17 protein-coding genes and 1 riboswitch are annotated in these 18191 nt (G+C 65.2%); of the genes, 11 read left to right on the top strand and 6 right to left on the bottom strand.

The features are described from left to right. On the bottom strand, nucleotides 1–668 hold a 668-nt coding region (locus Q1J79_RS00760; protein WP_300295290.1), incomplete at its 3' end, for a helix-turn-helix domain-containing protein. A gap of 97 nt (nucleotides 669–765) precedes the next feature. On the opposite strand from Q1J79_RS00760, the gene Q1J79_RS00755 reads away from it, so the two are divergent. From Q1J79_RS00755 to Q1J79_RS00735, 5 genes are all read left to right on the top strand, one after another. Then, on the top strand, nucleotides 766–2088 hold the full coding sequence (locus tag Q1J79_RS00755) for an aromatic ring-hydroxylating dioxygenase subunit alpha (RefSeq protein ID WP_300295288.1): 1323 nt from the start codon (nucleotides 766–768) through the stop codon (nucleotides 2086–2088). Between the two features lie 34 nt (nucleotides 2089–2122). Next, the gene (locus Q1J79_RS00750; RefSeq protein ID WP_300295286.1) at nucleotides 2123–3559 is read left to right on the top strand and encodes a glutamine synthetase family protein; all 1437 of its coding nucleotides are present in this window, start codon (nucleotides 2123–2125) and stop codon (nucleotides 3557–3559) included. Nucleotides 3560–3697: 138 nt separating this feature from the next. After that, the gene (locus Q1J79_RS00745; protein WP_300295284.1) at nucleotides 3698–4324 is read left to right on the top strand and encodes a TIGR02466 family protein; all 627 of its coding nucleotides are present in this window, start codon (nucleotides 3698–3700) and stop codon (nucleotides 4322–4324) included. Between the two features lie 88 nt (nucleotides 4325–4412). Next, nucleotides 4413–5522, top strand: a complete 1110-nt coding sequence (locus tag Q1J79_RS00740; RefSeq protein ID WP_300295283.1) for an NADH:flavin oxidoreductase/NADH oxidase — start codon at nucleotides 4413–4415, stop codon at nucleotides 5520–5522. A gap of 71 nt (nucleotides 5523–5593) precedes the next feature. Beyond that, nucleotides 5594–5749, top strand: a riboswitch (FMN riboswitch). Nucleotides 5750–5853: 104 nt separating this feature from the next. Then, entirely contained in the window at nucleotides 5854–6366 is a 513-nt protein-coding gene (locus Q1J79_RS00735; RefSeq protein WP_300295281.1) for a 6,7-dimethyl-8-ribityllumazine synthase, read from the top strand. A 101-nt stretch (nucleotides 6367–6467) separates the two neighbouring features. On the opposite strand, the gene Q1J79_RS00730 is transcribed toward Q1J79_RS00735, so the two are convergent. The 3 genes from Q1J79_RS00730 to Q1J79_RS00720 all read right to left on the bottom strand — a co-directional run bounded on the left by Q1J79_RS00730 (nucleotide 6468) and on the right by Q1J79_RS00720 (nucleotide 9987). Beyond that, nucleotides 6468–7649, bottom strand: coding sequence for an aminotransferase (locus Q1J79_RS00730; protein ID WP_300295279.1), 1182 nt, complete (start codon nucleotides 7647–7649; stop codon nucleotides 6468–6470). Nucleotides 7650–7723: 74 nt separating this feature from the next. Continuing rightward, on the bottom strand, nucleotides 7724–8548 hold the full coding sequence (locus Q1J79_RS00725) for a hypothetical protein (protein ID WP_300295277.1): 825 nt from the start codon (nucleotides 8546–8548) through the stop codon (nucleotides 7724–7726). Then, nucleotides 8545–9987, bottom strand: a complete 1443-nt coding sequence (locus Q1J79_RS00720; RefSeq protein ID WP_300295275.1) for a DHA2 family efflux MFS transporter permease subunit — start codon at nucleotides 9985–9987, stop codon at nucleotides 8545–8547. Before Q1J79_RS00720 ends, Q1J79_RS00725 begins: the two co-directional genes overlap by 4 nt. A 265-nt stretch (nucleotides 9988–10252) precedes the next feature. On the opposite strand from Q1J79_RS00720, the gene Q1J79_RS00715 reads away from it, so the two are divergent. Both Q1J79_RS00715 and cydB read left to right on the top strand, forming a co-directional pair. After that, nucleotides 10253–11662 (top strand): cytochrome ubiquinol oxidase subunit I, encoded by a 1410-nt coding sequence (locus Q1J79_RS00715; protein WP_300295274.1) that lies wholly within the window; start codon nucleotides 10253–10255, stop codon nucleotides 11660–11662. A 12-nt stretch (nucleotides 11663–11674) separates the two neighbouring features. Continuing rightward, on the top strand, nucleotides 11675–12682 hold the full coding sequence (gene cydB / locus Q1J79_RS00710) for a cytochrome d ubiquinol oxidase subunit II (RefSeq protein ID WP_300295272.1): 1008 nt from the start codon (nucleotides 11675–11677) through the stop codon (nucleotides 12680–12682). A gap of 61 nt (nucleotides 12683–12743) precedes the next feature. Here cydB and Q1J79_RS00705 read toward each other — a convergent pair whose 3' ends face one another. Continuing rightward, a complete protein-coding gene (locus Q1J79_RS00705) occupies nucleotides 12744–13490 on the bottom strand; it encodes an RluA family pseudouridine synthase (RefSeq protein ID WP_300295270.1) in 747 nt (248 codons plus the stop codon). A 46-nt stretch (nucleotides 13491–13536) separates the two neighbouring features. Further along, the gene (locus tag Q1J79_RS00700) at nucleotides 13537–14343 is read right to left on the bottom strand and encodes a hypothetical protein (protein WP_300295268.1); all 807 of its coding nucleotides are present in this window, start codon (nucleotides 14341–14343) and stop codon (nucleotides 13537–13539) included. A gap of 89 nt (nucleotides 14344–14432) precedes the next feature. On the opposite strand from Q1J79_RS00700, the gene Q1J79_RS00695 reads away from it, so the two are divergent. The 4 genes from Q1J79_RS00695 to Q1J79_RS00680 all read left to right on the top strand — a co-directional run bounded on the left by Q1J79_RS00695 (nucleotide 14433) and on the right by Q1J79_RS00680 (nucleotide 18162). After that, nucleotides 14433–14933 (top strand): GNAT family N-acetyltransferase, encoded by a 501-nt coding sequence (locus tag Q1J79_RS00695; RefSeq protein WP_300295267.1) that lies wholly within the window; start codon nucleotides 14433–14435, stop codon nucleotides 14931–14933. A 234-nt stretch (nucleotides 14934–15167) separates the two neighbouring features. Beyond that, the gene (locus Q1J79_RS00690) at nucleotides 15168–16277 is read left to right on the top strand and encodes a TRAP transporter substrate-binding protein (protein WP_300295266.1); all 1110 of its coding nucleotides are present in this window, start codon (nucleotides 15168–15170) and stop codon (nucleotides 16275–16277) included. 12 nt (nucleotides 16278–16289) lie between these two features. After that, a complete protein-coding gene (locus Q1J79_RS00685; protein WP_300295265.1) occupies nucleotides 16290–16850 on the top strand; it encodes a TRAP transporter small permease subunit in 561 nt (186 codons plus the stop codon). After that, nucleotides 16837–18162, top strand: a complete 1326-nt coding sequence (locus tag Q1J79_RS00680; RefSeq protein ID WP_300295295.1) for a TRAP transporter large permease subunit — start codon at nucleotides 16837–16839, stop codon at nucleotides 18160–18162. Before Q1J79_RS00685 ends, Q1J79_RS00680 begins: the two co-directional genes overlap by 14 nt. Nucleotides 18163–18191: the final 29 nt, after the last annotated feature.

Raw genomic sequence — 18191 nt, 5'->3', positions numbered from 1 at the left:
GCCACCACGCGGCCGTCGAAACGGCAGACCGGCACGGCGAGCGAACGGAAACCCAGCTCGGCTTCCTGGTCGGCCAGGGCATACCCCTCGCGTCCCGTCTTGGCGATGATGGCCTGCAGATCAGCTTTCTTTGTCACGGTCTTCGGCGTCAGGGCGCGGATACCGGCCGGCTCTGCGCCGCTGGCCGCCAGCAGCACACGGCCCAGGGCCGAACAGAAGGCCGGCACGCGGAAACCGATGCCCGGCGCGGAAGAGGCGAACCGGGGCGGCGAGGCATGCGCCACCATCACCGCCATCTCGCCATCCAGCACGGCGGCCGAACAGGCTTCGTCTGTGGCGACGCAGAGCCGGTCGCAGGCCGCCTGCAACGCTGCCGCGTTCCCGGCAGATCCAAGATAGGCCGAAGCCAGCCGCAGCACCCGCGGGGTAAGGCGGAACAGCCTGCCGTCGCTGTCCAGATAGCCGAGCTGCTCCAGCGTGTAGAGCGCGCGGCGCACGGTGGCGCGCGGCAGGTCGACGGCGCGGGCGACATCGCTCAGCGTCATCTGGCGCTGCTGGGCATCGAACACGGCCAGCACGCTCAGGCCCCGAGCCAGCGCCTCGAGGAAATCGGGGCCGAAGCCGCTTTGCTGGCGTTTTTCGGCATCGCTGGCGCGGAGACGGGTCATGGTGTGGTCTTTATGGCCTTGCCTGCGGTTGGCGGCAAGGGTAAAATCGCACATATGTTCGCTAGTCGGACAAAATACCCGCCTGTGGGAGGGCGCGATGACCACGCACGAGCAGAATATGCGTATGACTCTGGTGGGTCCGGACAAGCCGGCCGGCAAGCTGCTGCGCCAGTACTGGCAGCCGGTCGCCCTGATCGAGGAACTGGAGCCGGCCCGTCCGGTGCGCGCCGTGAAGCTGCTGGGCCAGGATTTCGTGCTGTTCCGCGACGAGCAGGGCCGCTACGGCCTGCTCGACCGCGACTGCCCGCATCGCGGCGCCGACCTGGCCTTTGGTCGGCCTGAGAATGGCGGCCTGCGTTGTCCCTTTCATGGCTGGTTGTTCGATGTGAAGGGGCAGTGCCTGGAAACGCCGGCTGAGCCGGAGAACAGCCGACTGTGCCAGCGCATCAAACAGAAAAGCTATCCGGTGGTTTTGCGCAGCGGCATCCTGTTCGCCTATCTGGGAGAAGGGGCGCCGCCGGCCTTCCCCGATTTCGACTGCTTCGTCGCGCCCGACAGCCATGTCTTCGCCTTCAAGGGCCATATCGCCTGCAACTGGCTGCAGGCGCTGGAGGTCGGCATCGACCCGGCCCACGCCTCGTTTTTGCACCGTTTCTTCGAGGACGAGGACCCGAACGCCAATTACGGCCGGCAATTCCGCGCCAATTCGGCCGATTCCGACATTCCGATGACCCGCGTGCTGCGCGAATTCGAGCGGCCGCAGATCGAGGTGGAGCGTACGGATTATGGCATGCGGCTGTTCGCCCTGCGCCAGATCAGCGACCAGAGCACTCATGTGCGCGTCACCAACCTGGTTTTTCCGCAAGCCTTTAACATCCCGCTCTCGGCCGAGATGACGATCACCCAGTGGCATGTGCCGATCGACGACATCAACTGCTACTGGTATGCGATCTTCACCAGCTTCGCCGGGCCGGTCGACAAGGCGCAGATGCGCGCACAGCGGCTGGAGCTCTATACTCTGCCGGATTACATCCCGCGCCAGAACAAGGGCAACAATTACGGCTTCAATGCCGAGGAGCAGAAAACCCAGACCTATACCGGCATGGGTTTCGATATCAACGTGCACGACCAGTGGGCGGTGGAAAGCCAGGGGCCGATCCAGGATCGCAGCCGCGAGCATCTGGGCAGCACCGACAAGGCCATCATCAACTACCGCTCGATGTTGATGAAGGCGATCGACCAGGTCGAGGCCGGCAATGAAAAGCCGCTGATGGTGCTGGATGCCGAAAGCGCCAAAAGCGTGCGCGGGCCGATCACGGTGGATGGTATTGCCCCGACGGCGCAGTGGCAGGCATACTGGCGCGAGGCCGATGCCCGCAAGCGCCGCCAGGCGCCCTGGCTGGCACAGGCTGCGGAATAAATAGCAGGGCATTTCCAGGCCGGGGGGCTTCAGCGTGAGTTTTGTCGAGCAGCACGGCCTGTGGACGCCGGAACAGCGGAAGGCGGCCGAAACCGTCGAGCGCGAGGTGGCCGGCCGCGGCCTGGGCGTGGTGCGCTTCTCCTTTGCCGACCAGCACGGCATCCTGCGCGGCAAGACCGTGGTGGCCGAGGAACTGGCCGGCGCGATGCGCGCCGGCGTCGGCTTCACCACCACCCTGCTGGCGAAGGACACCGCGCATCGCACGGTGTTTCCGGTCTTTACCCAGGGCGGCGGTTTCGGCCTGCCGGAAATGCAGGGCGCCGCCGACATCCTGATGGTGCCCGACCCGACCACCTTCAAGATCCTGCCCTGGGCGCCGCATACCGGCTGGCTGCTCTGCGATCTGTATTTCGCCGATGGCCGTCCGGTGCCATTCTCGACCCGGCAGCTCTATCGCGACACGCTGAGCAAGCTGAACGCGCAGGGCTACGATTACGTCGCCGGCCTCGAGGTCGAGTTCCATGTCTTCAAGCTAGAAGACCCGAAACTGAAGCCAGCCGATGCCGGCCAGCCAGGCAACCCGCCCGAGGTGAGCCTGCTGACGCAAGGTTATCAGTATCTCACCGAGCAGCGCTACGACCAGTACGACACGATCTACGAAATCCTGCGCAAGGACATCCAGGCGCTCGGCCTGCCGCTGCGCTCGCTGGAAGTCGAATTCGGGCCGAGTCAGGCCGAATTCACCTTCCGGCCCGGCACCAACATGGAATCGCCTGATACCATGGTGCTGTTCCGCTCTGCCGCCAAGCAGATCGCGCGCCGGCATGGCTATCACGTCACCTTCATGTGTCGGCCGAAACTGCCCAATGTATTTTCCTCGGGTTGGCATCTGCACCAGTCGCTGAAAAGCCGCAAAACCGGCGTCAATGCCTTCATCCCGACGGAAGCCGGCGAACCGCTCTCGGCTCTTGGCCGGTATTTCCTGGCCGGCCTGCTCGAGCATGCCCCGGCTTCGGCCGCCTTTGCCGCGCCCACCATCAACGCCTATCGCCGTTATCGTCCTTATTCGCTGGCGCCCGACCGCGCCATCTGGGGCCGCGACAATCGCGGCGTGATGTGCCGCGTGCTCGGCGCGCTGGGCGATCCGGCCAGCCGCATCGAGAACCGGCTGGGCGAACCCGCCGCCAATCCGTATCTCTATATGGCTTCGCAACTGCTGGCCGGCATGGACGGCATGGCCCGCCAGGCCGCGCCGCCGGCTTCGGCCGATACGCCCTATGAGACGCCGGCGCCGTTATTGCCACGCTCGCTGGACGCGGCTCTGGCGGCCCTGCGGGACAGCGCCTGTTACCGTAACGGCTTCGGCGACCGCTTCGTCGATTACTTCCTGCATATCAAGGAAGCCGAAATCGCGCGCTACCAGCTCGAGGTCAGCGAGTGGGAGCACCGCGAGTATTTCGAGATGTTCTGAAGTCTTGCTCCATCGTCGCCCCGGCCGTAGCGTAGCGAAGAGCCAGGGTCCCATTTTTGCCAACCGGATGGAGATCCCGGGTCTGCAGCGCACCGCTTCGCGCTGCGCAGCGCCCGGGATGACAAAAAAACCACTGCCATGACCCTGATCAGCCTGTTTCCCACCCGCATCTACTCGGCCCCGCTGAAAAAAGGGGGCCTTGAGCGCTTCAACCGCGACCTGATCGACGAATGCGACGCCCTGCGCCTGGCCGATGCCGCCGGCCAGGCCTGGAGCGCGAAGAATTATCCCGGCGGCTACACGTCCTATGGCAGCCACGACAAGCTGCATTGCATTTCCTCGGGCTTCGCTGCGCTGGAAAAGGCCATCGCCCCGCATGTGAGGGCCTATGCCAGGGCGCTGGGCTACGACATGCGCGGCCGGCGGCTGGAGATGACCGACTGCTGGGTCAATATGATGGCAGGGCCGGTCACCCATGGCCTGCACCTGCACCCCTTAAGCTTCATCAGCGGGACATATTATGTGCAGACGCCGCGCGGCGCGGCGGCGATCAAGTTCGAGGACCCGCGGCTCGACCGTCTGATGGCGGCTCCGCCGAAGCGCGAAGACCTCGGCCCACGCGAAAAACTGCATTACAGCATGAAGCCGAAAGCCGGGCATCTGGTGCTGTTCGAAAGCTGGCTGCGCCACGAGGTGCCGCCCAGCTTTACCCGGCAAGAGCGCATTTCCATCAGCTTCAATTATACTTGGCGCGACCAATCCTGAAATTGGTACGCCGGAAGCGACGCGCTTGAATTTGCGGCGCGCTGCGCCACACTCTGGGAGGTCTTTCCTCACCAGCTCCCGGTAAACCATGTCCGCCCTGTTCGAACCGCTCTCCCTCCGGTCCGTCACGCTGCCCAACCGCATCGTGCTGTCGCCAATGTGCCAGTATTCCGCCATCGACGGCCTGCCTAACAACTGGCACCGCATTCATCTCGGCCGCTATGCCACGGCGGGTCTCGGCCTGATCATCGCCGAGGCCACTCATGTCAGCGCCCAAGGACGCATTAGCCCGGGCTGCCTCGGCCTGTACAACGCCGTGCAGGAAACAGCCTTCGGCGAAATCGCTGCCGACCTCAAGCAGTTCGGCCCGGCGCCTTTCGGCATCCAGCTCGCCCATGCCGGCCGCAAGGCCTCCACCGACCTGCCCTGGCGTGGCGGCCAGTCGCTGCAGGGCGCGCTGGCCTGGCAGACCGTGGCGCCCAGCGCGCTGCCCCATGGCGAGGGCTGGCATGTGCCGCAGGCGCTGGACGAGGAAGGCCTGGCGCGGGTGAAGCGCGAATTCGTTGAAGCCACGCAGCGCGCCGACCGAGCCGGCGTCGACCTGATCGAGCTGCATGGCGCCCATGGCTATCTGCTGCATCAGTTCGTCTCGCCAGTTTCCAACCGGCGCAATGACTCTTACGGCGGCAGCCTCGACAATCGCATGCGGTTCCCGCTTGAGGTGTTCGAGGCGGTGCGCGCCGCCTGGCCGGCGTATAAGCCGCTCGGCATGCGCATCACCGGCAGCGACTGGCTGCCGGGCGAAGGGCTGGAGATCGCGGACGCGGTGCGTTTCGCAGCGGCCCTGAAGGAACGGGGCTGCGATTTCGTCGATGTCTCTTCCGGTGGCGTGTCGCTGCAGCAGAAGATCAAGACCGGGCCGGGCTATCAGGTGCATTTTGCCGAAGCGGTGAAGCAGGCCACCGGCATGGTCGCCATGGCGGTTGGCCTGATCACCGAACCCGACCAGGCCGAGGCCATCGTCGCCGAAGGCCGCGCCGACCTGGTGGCCATGGCGCGCGGCCTGCTCAACAATCCCTACTGGGCATGGCAGGCCGCCGATGCGCTGGGTGGGCAGGTGCATGTCGCCCCGCAATATCTGCGAGGTCGCATCCGCGGTGTCGATGCGCCGCGCGAACTGATCAAGGCGGCACGCTGACGTTACGACAGTCTTGCCGCGGGGCCCGTCCCGCCTTATTGAGGATATGACCGTCCGGATGAGCCGGGCGGTCACGTTCTCAGGGCGGGGTGAAAGTCCCCACCGGCGGTAAGCATCCTCGGATGCAAGCCCGCGAGCGCCCGGCCGCTTTCATGCGGTGGCCGGGGTCAGCAGATTCGGTGCAATTCCGAAGCCGACGGTTACAGTCCGGATGGAAGAGAACGGTGCGCAGTCCGTGTCGGACGGCTGTGCGGCTTTGCGCCGCGCAGACGGCCGCGCCTCTGTCGCCGTGCGCCCTGATTCTGGCAATGGCAGAGGAAAGGACGCCATCATGAATCAGAGCCAAGCAGAACACACCCCCTCATCGTTCCGTCTCGATGCCGGCGGCAGCCAGGCCATCAGGGTCGCCTTTGTGCAATCCTGCTGGCACCGCGACATCGTCGATAAAGCCTGGGAGAGTTTCCTGGCCGAAATGGGCCGGGCCGGCCTGAGGCAGGGCAGCATCGACCGTTTCGAGCTGCCCGGCGCCTTCGAGATCCCGCTGCAGGCCAAATTGCTGGCACAGAGCGGGCGTTATCACGCCATCGTGGCGGCCGGTTTCGTGGTCGACGGCGGCATCTATCGCCATGATTTCGTGGCCGATGCCGTGATCAAGGGCCTGATGCAGGTGCAACTCGAAACCGGCGTGCCGGTCCTGAGCTGCGTGCTCACGCCGCTGCGCTTTCACGAGCATGAGGAACACCGGCGTTTCTTCGCCGATCATTTCGTGGTGAAAGGCCGCGAAGTGGCATTGGCCTGCACGGCCACGCTGAAGACTATCGCCAGTGTAAAGCGTGCTGCCTAGCAGCCGCATCGTCATGGCCTGGCTTGTCCCGGCCCATCCACGTTTTGGAAAGTCGTGGATGCCCGGCTCAAGGCCGGGCATGACGGCTTCTCGATTGGGCGTCAGCCCTTCCTGATGAATGTGGCGATCCGCTCTACCGCGCCGTCCAGCTTGTCGTAGGTCTTGGCGAAGCAGAAACGCACCACGCTGCGCACGTGGTCCTCGGCATAGAAGGCGCTGACCGGGATGGCGGCCACCTTCGCCTGCTCCACCATGCGGGTGCAGAAATCGGCATCGTCGATGGCGTTACTGCCGCGCGCGGCATAGATCGGCGCGAGGTCGACATTGAGGAAATAGGTCGCCTTGCTGGGCAGCACGGTGAGGCCGGCTTCCGTCAAACCTGACGCAAAGCGGTCGCGCGCCGTCTGCAGGGTCTGGCGCATGCCGGCGAAATACTCATCCGTCTTGCCCAGGCCATAGGCCACGGCGGTTTGCAGGTTGGGCGGCGTGGTGAAGGTGACATACTGATGCGCCTTGGCCAGCACCTTCATGATCTGCGGCGCGGCGCAGACGAAACCGACTTTCCAGCCGGTCAGCGAAAAGATCTTGCCGGCCGAACCGATCTTGATGCAGCGTTCGCGCAGGCCGGGCACCGTCATCAATGGCGTATGCGTCAGGCCGTCGAACAGCACATGTTCCCAGACCTCGTCGCAGATTGCGATGGCGTCGTATTTCACCAGGAAGCGGCCGAGCAGCTCCAGGTCCTCGCGCGGAAAGACCGTGGCGGTGGGATTGAGCGGGTTGTTGAACACCACCGCCTTGGTCTTCGGCGAGAAGGCGGCGGCCAGCGCGGCCTCGTCCAGCCGCCAGTGCGGCGGGCGCAGGGTGACGAATTTCGCGACGCCGCCGGCGCGCTGTACCAGCGGCAGATAGGCATCGTACATCGGCTGGAACAGCACGACCTCGTCGCCCGGCTCCAGCAGGGCCAGCAGGCTGTCGGCCAGGGCTTCCGTGGCGCCCGAGGTGATCATTACCTCGCTCTGCCAGTCGAGCTCCAGCGTGTGGAAGCGTTTGTAATGCGCGGCCACCGCCTGACGCAGCTCCGGGATGCCCATCATCGGCGGGTACTGGTTCCAGCCCGATACCACGGCCTGCGCGGCCTTGGCGCGCACATCCTCTGGGCCCGGATCGTCGGGGAAGCCCTGGCCCAGGTTGATCGCGTCATGCTGCAGCGCCAGCCGCGACATGGTCTCGAAGATCGTGGTGGGCGCGTCGGCGAAGATCGGGTTCAGGCGGATGGTCATGGCGACGGATGCTTATTTTCAGGGATGGCGCCATGTAGCACGCGGCCGGGCCGGCAAAAAGGGCCAGAAAGCCCTCAGGCCGCGTTAACCCGTTTCATCTGCCGCCGGCGCAGCAGGCCGAGGGTCAGCGCCACCAGCAGCGAACCGGCAATCCCCAGTCCGAAGGCAGTGAAGCGCGGCCAGTCCTCTGCCGCGAGTACCGGGCCCAACAACGTCAGACTGAAAAAGAAGGGGATATGGCTGACCATGCCGATCTGGGTCGCGCGCATGGCGGCACGGATGCCTGTGGCATCCAGCCGGCGCGGCAGGAACCAGCAGACCGCCAGCAATGCCACCGGGAAGGAAGCGAAGATGCCGGCGATGCGCGGCCCGAACAGTTCGGCCAGCAGGCTGACGCCGATCACCAATACGCCCGCCATGGCGCCGCGCAGCACGATCTCGAACAGCGGTGAACGGCTGCGCGCGGCCGGCGCGGTCAGCGATGCAGTGCGGCCTACCAGCCAGGCGATCAGCGCGGCAACGGCCAGGATGCCGAGCGAGATGAAGATGCTGGCGGGCAGTAGGCGGATTGCCAGCCCGACCATGAACCATGTGCCCAGCGCGCAGGCCAGCACGGCCGGCATCGGCAGATGCCGCGCCAGTCCGATCACGACGGCGATGAACAGCAGCACCGCGCCGATGGTGGCCAGGCTGCCCTGGGCGGCGGTGGCGATGAAGCCGGCATCATGCTGCAGCAGCAGAAACAAATAGGCCGGCGCGGTGACGATGGGCAAAGCCAGCACGATGCCGCCGATGAAGGGCGAGCTGCGTTCCATCAGCGCGATCACGCCGCCGACGAAACCGGCGGTGGCGAGGCCGCGGGCCAGGACGGCCAGCCATGCGATATCGAATACGGTCATGGCTTCTCGGTGGGATGGTCGCTGGGTGGTGGCGTGCCCTGGCTCAGGCGCTGGGTCGGCGCGAACAGGCGATGGCCGCTCACTTCGGCGCCGGCATCGGCCGGCAGGCGCAGGAAAATAATGGCCGAGAGCATGGCGGTCAGGCCAACCGTGAGGAAGGCAGGCGTGAAATCGGCGGGACCGATCCGCTCCGGTCCGCCGCCCCAGGTGACGGTGGCGTGCAGCACCATGGCGCCGACCGCCACGCCGGCCGACAGCGAGAGTTGCTGCATCATGCTGGTGAAGCTGGTGGCGCGGCTCATGCGCGCAGTCTCGATGTCGGATACCGCCAGCGTGTTGATGCTGGTGAATTGCAGCGAGCGGAAGAAACCACCAAACAGCAGCAGGCCGAGGATCAGCAGATGCGGCGTGTCGGGCCGGAACAGGCCGCAGATGGCGATGAAGGCGCCGCTCAGGATCGCATTGCCGATCAGCACGTTGCGAAAGCCCAGCCGGCGCAGGATTGGTCCGGCCGCCATTTTCATGGTCAATGCGCCAGCGGCCGAGACGAAGGTGAGCATGCCGGATTCGAATGCCGTGAGGCCGAAGCCGAGTTGCAGCATCAGCGGCAGCAGGAAGGGCAGGGCGCCGACGCCGATACGGAATAAAAAGCCGCCCAGTACGCCATAGCGGAAGGTCGGCACGCGCAGCAGCTTCAGATCCAGCACCGGATGGGGGTGGCGCCGCGCATGGCGGATATAGAGGCCGATGCCAAGACTGCCCATGATCAGCAGGCCGGCCACCACCGCATCGGGCAGCAGGCCGCGGCCGATGGTCTCGAAACCGAAGACCAGGCCGCAGAGCCCGAGCGCCGAGAGCAGGAAGCCGCGCCAGTCCAGCGGCGGCACATTCTCTTCCCGCACATTGGGGATATAGAACGTCACCAGCGCCATCCCCAGCAGGCCGATCGGCAGGTTGATCCAGAAGATCCAGCGCCAGGACAGATAGGTGGTGAGGAAACCGCCCAGCGGCGGTCCGATCACCGGCCCCACCAGCGCCGGCACGGTGAGCCAGGCGATGGCGCGGACCAGTTCGGATTTCGGAATCGAGCGCAGCATGACCAGCCGGCCCACCGGCACCATCATGGCGCCGCCCAGCCCCTGCAATACGCGCGCGCCCACCAGGGTCCAGAAGGAATCGGCCAGGCCGCAGAGCAGGGAGCCGATGGTGAAGACGGCGATGGCGGCGCGGAACACCGTGCGTGCCCCGAAGCGGTCGGCCACCCAGCCGCTGACCGGGATGAACACGGCCAGGCTGAACAGGTAGGAGGTGATGGCGAGGTTGAGCTTGAGCGGGCTTTCGCCCAGGGATTCCGCGATGCTGGGCAGGGCGGTGGCCAGCACGCTGGAATCCAGGTTCTCCATGAACAGCGCGCAGGCAACGATCAGCGGAATCAGCATTGGTGGGGAAGGGCTGCGGACAGGAACAGGAGAATGGCATCATACAGGCATTTGCCGCCATGATCCCTGCAATTGCTGCAGGGCCGATCTGCAATATCCGGCACTATCGTCGCGCGACCCCATGCCGCAGTGCGGCAATTCGCGCGGAGTCCTGCAATTGACCATCGGCATGCGCACGGCATTTGTTTCCACATCCGGCAAATGGCGTTAGCCTGATCGAACGCTTTGCCATGTTCCGCGTTGTTATCCCGACCGGAGGCCCCTGATGCAAGCGTTGCTCGATCCCGTTTTCCTCGCCCGGCTGCAATTCGCCTTCACGGTATCGTTCCATATCATCTTTCCAGCCTTCACCATCGGGCTGGCCAGCTATCTCGCCGTTCTGGAAGTCCTGTGGCTCGCGACCAAACGCGAGGTTTACATGCAGGTCTTCCGTTTCTGGCTGAAGATCTTCGCCGTCACCTTCGGCATGGGTGTCGTGTCCGGCCTGGTGATGAGCTATCAGTTCGGCACCAACTGGTCGGTGTTTTCCGACCGGGCCGGGCCGATCATCGGGCCGCTCATGGGCTATGAGGTATTGTCGGCCTTTTTCCTCGAAGCCGGTTTTCTCGGTGTGATGCTGTTCGGCATGCAGCGCGTCGGCAAGGGCCTGCATGCCTTCGCCACCCTGATGGTGGCGGCCGGCACATTCTTTTCGGCCTTCTGGATCCTGGCGGTGAACAGCTGGATGCAGACGCCGGCCGGCTATGCCATCGCGCCGAACGGCCAGTTCGTGCCGGAGGATTGGTGGGCCGTAATCTTCAATCCGTCCTTTCCCTATCGCCTGGTGCATATGGTGCTGGCGGCCTATCTCACCACCGCCCTTGTGGTCGGCGCGGTCGGCGCCTGGCACCTGCTGAAGGACCGCAGTAATGCGCCGGCGCGGGTGATGTTCTCGATGGCGATGTGGATGGCGGCCATCGTGGCGCCGATCCAGGTTTTCGCCGGCGACCTGCACGGCCTCAACACGCTGGAACACCAGCCGGCCAAGATTGCGGCGATGGAAGGGCATTACGATACCCATCGCGGCGCGCCGCTGATCCTGTTCGGACTGCCCGATAACGACGCCGCCGAGACGAAATACGCCATCGAGATCCCGAAGCTTGGCAGCCTGATCCTGACCCATGACTGGGATGGCGAACTGAAGGGCCTGAAGGATTTTCCGCGCGAAAACTGGCCGCCGGCCGCCACCGTGTTCTGGAGCTTCCGCGTCATGGTCGGGCTCGGCCTGCTGATGGCGGCGCTGGGGTTTGTCAGCCTCGTCATGCGCCTCGGCGGCCGGATCTACAGCAATGCCTGGCTGCATCGCGCCGCGATCCTGATGGGTCCAAGCGGTTTTATCGCCGTGCTGGCCGGCTGGGTCACCACGGAAGTCGGGCGCCAGCCCTTCACCATCTATGGCCTGCTGCGCACCGCTGACTCCGTCTCGCCGATTGGCCTGCCTGGTGTGACGGCCTCGCTGCTCGCCTTCATCGTGGTGTATTTCGCCGTCTTCGGAGCCGGCGTGTTCTACCTGCTGCGCCTGATGGGCAAGACGCCGGGCGGCGACGAACCGGAGACGCATGAACCGCTGCGCGCCGCCGGCATCACCCCCGTCGCCGGCCTGCTGCCGCAGCAGCTTGACCGTCCGGCCGAATAGGAGGAAGCCGTCATGACCCTCGATCTTCCTCTCATCTGGGCCGGATTGATCGCCTTCGCTGTGCTGGCTTATGTGATCCTGGATGGCTTCGACCTCGGCATCGGCATCCTGTTCCCGCTGTTCAAGCAGGAAAAGGAGCGCGACACGCTGATGAACACGGTGGCGCCGGTGTGGGACGGCAACGAAACCTGGCTGATCCTCGGTGGCGGCGGCCTGCTGGCGGCGTTTCCGCTGGCCTATGCCATCGTGCTGCCCGCGCTCTATGCCCCGATCACCATCATGCTGCTCGGCCTGATCTTCCGTGGCGTGGCCTTTGAATTCCGCTGGCGCACGCGGCGCTGGAAGGGCGTGTGGGACTGGAGCTTCGCGCTCGGTTCGCTGGCCGCGACCCTGATGCAGGGCATCGCGCTGGGCGGCCTGATCCAGGGCATCCGCGTGGCGGATCGCGCCTATGCCGGCGGCTGGTGGGACTGGCTCACGCCCTTCAGCATCCTCACCGGCGTGGCGCTGGTGGTGGGCTATGCTCTGCTGGGCGCCTGCTGGCTGATCATCAAGACCGAAGGCGGCATCCAGGACCGCGGCTATCTGCTGGCGCGGCGCTTAAGTGTTTTATTGGTCGTGCTGATCGGTCTGGTCAGCCTGTGGACGCCGCTGCTCGATCCGCAATTCCTCGGCCGCTGGTTTGCCTGGCCCAATATCGCGCTCACCGCGCCAATGCCGCTGCTGGTGCTGCTCATGGCGGGCATTCTGTGGCGTGGCCTGCATGACTACAAACGCCCGGCGCAACCGTTCCTTGCCGCGCTGGCGCTGTTCGTGCTGTCGTATATCGGACTGGGCATCAGCTTCTGGCCACTGATGGTGCCGCCGTCCATCACCATCTGGGACGCGGCGGCACCCGATGCCTCGCTGGGTTTCCTGCTGGTCGGCGCCGTGGTGCTGCTGCCGATCATCCTGGCCTATACTGGTTATGCCTACTGGGTCTTCCGCGGCAAGGTCGATCGCCATGCGCACTACCATTGAGGGCCGTATCACTGAAGAACCGGCTTCTCCGCTATGGCGCCGGCTGCTGTGGTTTGCCGCCTTATGGGCCGGCGGCGTGCTGGCCGTTGCCGGTGTCGGTTTTGCCCTGCGGCTCGTGCTCAGGGGCTGAATAGCCGCAGGCGGTCAGCGCGGTCAGCATGTGGACCGGCGGTGGCGCGCTGATGCTGACCGGCGCGCGCGAGGGATACAGCGGCAGGGTGATGCCGCGGCTGTGCAGGTGCAGCGGCTGGCCCGATGCCTCGCCGTATTGCGTATCGCCCAGGATCGGGCAGCCCAGGGATGCCAGATGTACGCGGATCTGGTGCGTGCGGCCGGTGCGCGGCCGGCACTCGATCCAGCTCATCTCGCCGTTGCCGCCCAGCACGCGGTAATCGGTCACGGCATGCTGGCCGTCCTCGGCGATCGCCATGTGCCAGCCGCCATTGCGCGTGGTGAGTTTCTTCAGCGGTGCATCCACGCGGCCTTCGGCGTGGTCCGGCCGGCCGCGCGTCACCGCCCAGTATACCTTCTCGATCTTGCCTTCCTGGAACAGCTTGCCCAGCTTGCGCAAAGCCTTGGGGTGCCGGCCCAGCACGAGGCAACCTGATGTGTCGCGGTCCAGCCGGTGCGCCAGGGCCGGCGGGCGTGGCAGGCCGAAACGCAGGAAGGTGAAATAACGTTCCAGATTGTCGCCGCCGCCCGGGCCGGCATGCACGGGCAGGCCGGCCGGCTTGTCGAGCACCAGCATCAGCCCGTCGCGATACAGCAGGCGGGCCTCGATCTGGGCGGCGGTGAGGATTGATCTCATGCCCGACACCTTCGGCATCCGTCGCCCTCCGTCAAGCCTGAAAGCCCTAGCGCGGGATCGGCACGTCCTTTTCGGCGCAACCGCGCAGCGACTGACCGTGGAAGATCACCTCGGCGCGGTAATCATAGCGCCGGTCGGCCATGCTGTCGCCGCAGGGGCCGTCACTGATGACGATCTCCAGCCGGTCGCGGGCCTCGCCATCGGTGGCATCGACCACCCAGCGCCGCTGGTTGCCGTCCTGTACCGGCGCCTGGGCCGGATAGGCAAGCGGCAATTCGCCCAGCCGGTCGAACAGGAGGCCGTCGGGGCGGATCTGCAGGCTCCAGAACGGTTCGTTGCCGGCCGCGCGCCAGCTTTCCTGCACTGCCGGCGCCTCGGCCGGCGGGCAATCGGCTTTCAGATAGGTCAGCCAGCCGAGCAGTTTGCCTGTGCGGGTCAGCACCGGATCCGGCGTGCCGCAGCGCAGGAAGGGCTCGGCCATGGTGGCCGGCGTGAAAAGCGGGCCGCGCGGCGGCTGGGCATCGGTCGGGGTGAGCTGCGGCGCCGGATTGCCGCCTGTGCCGACGCTGCATTCATAGTGCGCGCCATTGGTGCCGGTCATGCGCACCAGCAGCATGCCGCGATTCTGCGGCGTCACCTCGGTGGCATAGGCGGGCTGGGCCGGAGGCGTGGCCAGGCAGGCGCTTAAACCGGGGTAGAGCGCGGGCAGGAAGCGGCTCCAGTCCTCGGCCTGGGCGGCCCGGGATGGCAGCAGGATCTCGTCCTGCCCGATCCGGCCGCCGCAGGCCGCCAGCAGGATCAGTACGGCCAGCGCGGGTAAGCCCAATACAGACCTGGATGGCGCATGTTTCATGCGGCGATCCAGACAAAGAAATGCGGCAGCTTCGCGGCGGCTTGACCACTCCGTCTACGGATTCCTACCCTGTTGGGATGCCCCACAGCGTGCGACTGCCAGACAATATCTGCCTAACGCCGTATCAGCCCGGAGACGCCGATGCCGTGCGCATGCTGCATGCACTGGCTTTTCGGGCATTGGCGGCCGGACACCACACGCCGGCGCAGATCGCCGCCCATGAGGCGCTGATCGTGGCCAATGACTATGCCGAGGATCTGGCGCGTTCGCATCTGATCCTGGCGCGCCATCCGCATGAGGGCCTGGTCGCCACCGCCGGCTGGCTGGAATTCCCCGAGCGGCCGCAGACCGCGCGCATCCGCAAGGTCTTCGTGCATCCCGGCTGGGCGCGGCGTGGACTGGCCAGCGCGCTGGTGCGGGCGGCGGAAGCGGCGGCGGCGCAGGCCGGCTATCCGCATCTCTATGTGCGCGCCAACATCAATGCCGTGCCATTGTATGAGCGGCTTGGTTATCGCGCCGAAAGCCGTGGGGTGATGCCGGCAGGCCGTGAAGACCTGCCGGTCGTCTACATGTCGCGCCGTCACGACTGACCGGAATTTCTGCCGCAGAAATCAGCAGTCTTCATGCGTGTGACTGCCGCGATATTCAGCATGCCCCGCCTGCCGCGTCTTCGCGGCAGGGCGAATTGGTTCGCCGATTTCCTGAAGGCGGCACAAAAACAACGCCGTACCAATTCAGGCAGCGGCGCGCGACCATGGCATATCGATTGCATACACGAATAGGTCTTCCCCGGACTCAAAACGCAGCAAGAAAAGAGGCATGCCATGAAACGCCGTTCCTTCGTGAAAGCCGGCCTGCTCGGCGGCGCCGCCGCGGCCGCCACCTTCGCCAAACCGAATATCGCCACCGCGCAGGGCAAGAGCTTCCAGTGGAAAATGACCAACGCCTATGGCCCCGGCTCGCCTTTCTACGTCGCCGGCCCGGGCAGTCCGACTGACTTCTGCGAGATGGTGAAGAAGATGTCGGGCGGCCGGCTGGTGATCCAGCATTTCGCCGCCGGCGAACTGATTCCGGCGCTGGAAGGCTTTGATGCGGTGTCGAAAGGCATCGTCGAGATGAATGCCGCCAACAGCTATTTCTGGGCCGGCAAGGTGCCTGCCGCCCAGTATTTCACCACCGTGCCGTTCGGGCTGAATTTCCAGGGCATGACCGCATGGCTCTATCACGGCGGCGGCCAGAAGCTATGGGAAGAGCTGTATGCGCCGTTTGACCTGGTGCCGATGGCGATGGGCAATACCGGCGTGCAGATGACCGGCTGGTATCGCAAGCCGATCACCGGCGTTGAGGATTACAAGGGCCTGAAGATGCGTATCCCTGGTCTGGCCGGCAAGGTCTATGCCCAGCTTGGCGTCGACGTGAAGTTGCTGCCCGGCGGCGAAATCTTCCCCGCACTGGAACGCGGCGTGATCGATGCCGCCGAATTCGTTGGTCCCTATCAGGACCGTCGCCTCGGCCTGCATAAGGCGGCGAAATTCTACTACACCACCGGCTGGCACGAGCCCTCCAACGTCACCGAGCTGATCGTCAACAAAAAGGCCTGGGCCTCGCTCCCCAGCGATCTGCAGGAGATCGTGCGTGCCGCCGCCGCCGCCTGCAACACGATCAGCCACACCTGGTGCGAGGCGACCAATGCCGAGGCGCTCGACGATCTGGTGAAGAACCAGGGCGTCACGGCGCAGCCGCTGCCGCCCCAGATCGTCGCCAAGCTGAAAGAGGTGACCGAGGCCGTGCTGAACGACGGCGCCGCCAAGGACTCGTCGATCAGGAAAGTCCACGATGCCTTCATGGCCTTCAAGGCCAACCACGACAAATGGGCCGGCATCTCTGAGTCTGTCTACCAGACCCAGATTCGCGGCCAGATGACCAAGGCCTGATCGCCACTTTTCATGATTACAGCGCGTCTGGAGTCCGGCGCCCGCCTGCTTGATCTCGTAGTCGAGCAGGCGGGACGCCTCGCATCCTGGACCGGCTTCGCGCTGGTCCTCGTCATGGCCTTCAATGTCCTGCTGCGATACCTGTTCCATACCGGATCGGTAGCGATGCAGGAGCTGGAATGGCATCTGATGGCGCCGGTTTCGCTGCTCTGCATGGCCTATGCGATCAAGCATGAGGGCCATGTGCGGGTGGACATCCTCTATGGCCGTTTTCCGCCGTGCCTGAAACAGGGCCTTGAGGTCGTGTCCTGCCTCGTCGCCGTCGCCTTCGCGGCCATCATCATCAAGCTCAGCCTGGGCTATGTGATGCAGTCCTACGCGATCGGCGAGACGTCTCCCGATCCCGGCGGACTGCCCTACCGCTTCCTGCTGAAAGCGATGATCCCGCTCGGCTTCCTGCTGCTGCTCATCCAGAGTCTGGCCGCCACCCTGCGCGCCCTGATTCCCGTCTTCGGCGGCCCCGCTTCGCCCGAATCCCAACCCGATCGCCCGCTTGAACATGCCGCTGAATGAAATCCTGGCGCTGTCCTGCATCGCCTCCTTCTTTGTCCTGCTCGCGCTCGGTATCCCGGTTGCGCTCACGCTCGCCATCAGCGGCTTTTTCTTCGGCTGGCTCGGCTTCGGCTCGTTGCTGTTCAACCTGCTGCCGGCCCGCATCTACGGCGTCACCGCCAATTACACGCTGATCGCCATCCCGCTATTCGTCTTCATGGGCATGATGCTGGAGAAATCCCGCATCGCCGATGAACTGATGGAGGTGATCGGGCATCTCTCCGGCGGACTGCGCGGCGGCATGGGCATCGGCATCGTGCTGGTCGGCGTGCTGATGGGCGCCACCACCGGCATCGTCGGCGCCACCATCGTCACGCTCGGCCTGCTCACGCTGCCCACTTTGCTGCGGCGTGGCTACGACAAAGGCATCGCCTGCGGCACCATCTGCGCTTCGGGCACGCTGGGCCAGATCATCCCGCCCAGCACGCTGATCATCCTGCTGGCCGATATCCTTGGCCAGTCGGTCGGCACCCTGTTCGCGGCCGCGCTGATGCCCGGCCTGCTGCTGGCCGGCATCCTCTGCCTCTACCTGATCGTCATGGGCATGGTCCGGCCCGACAAGGTGCCGCCGATCCCGCAGGAAGAACGCTTCGCCATGAGCCGGCAGGACTTGCTGCGCAAGACCTTCAAGGTCGGCCTGCCACCCATCGCCCTGGTGCTGGCCGTGCTGGGGTCGATCATCGGCGGCATCGCCGCACCGACCGAAGCGGCCTCGATGGGCGCGCTGGGCTCCATTGTCGTTGCCGCCATCGCCGGCCGGTTGAACTGGGGCATGCTGAAGGAAGCCGTTCACGCCACCGGGCGGATCACCGCCTCGATGATGTTCATCCTGATCTGCGCCCAGGTCTTCGCGCTGGCCTTCCGTGGCCTGCAGGGCGAGCAGTTGGTGCATGACTTCTTCAGGCTGGTGCCCGGCGGCATCGACGGCGTGCTGTGGTTCATGATGATCCTGATCTTCATCCTCGGGTTCTTCATCGAGTGGATCGAGATCAGCTACATCGTCGTGCCGCTGTTCCTGCCGATCCTGCAGGCCGCCAATATTGACCTGGTCTGGGTCGCCACCCTGATCGCGCTCAACATGCAGACTTCGTTCCTCACGCCGCCGTTCGGCTGGGCGCTGTTCTACTTGCGCGGCGTGGCGCCGCCGCAGGTCACCACGCTGGACATCTACAAGGGCGTGGTGCCGTTCATCGCGCTGCAGATTCTGGCCGTGGTGATCCTGTTCTACACGCCTTCGATTGCCACCTGGCTGCCCCGCGCCATTGGGTGGTAACGGTGGCATCAGAGCTCTCCATGCCGTAA

Source organism: Ferrovibrio sp. (genome assembly GCF_029255545.1).
In the GTDB taxonomy this organism is placed as follows: domain Bacteria; phylum Pseudomonadota; class Alphaproteobacteria; order Ferrovibrionales; family Ferrovibrionaceae; genus Ferrovibrio.
This window is presented reverse-complemented; position numbering and strand designations above follow the sequence as displayed.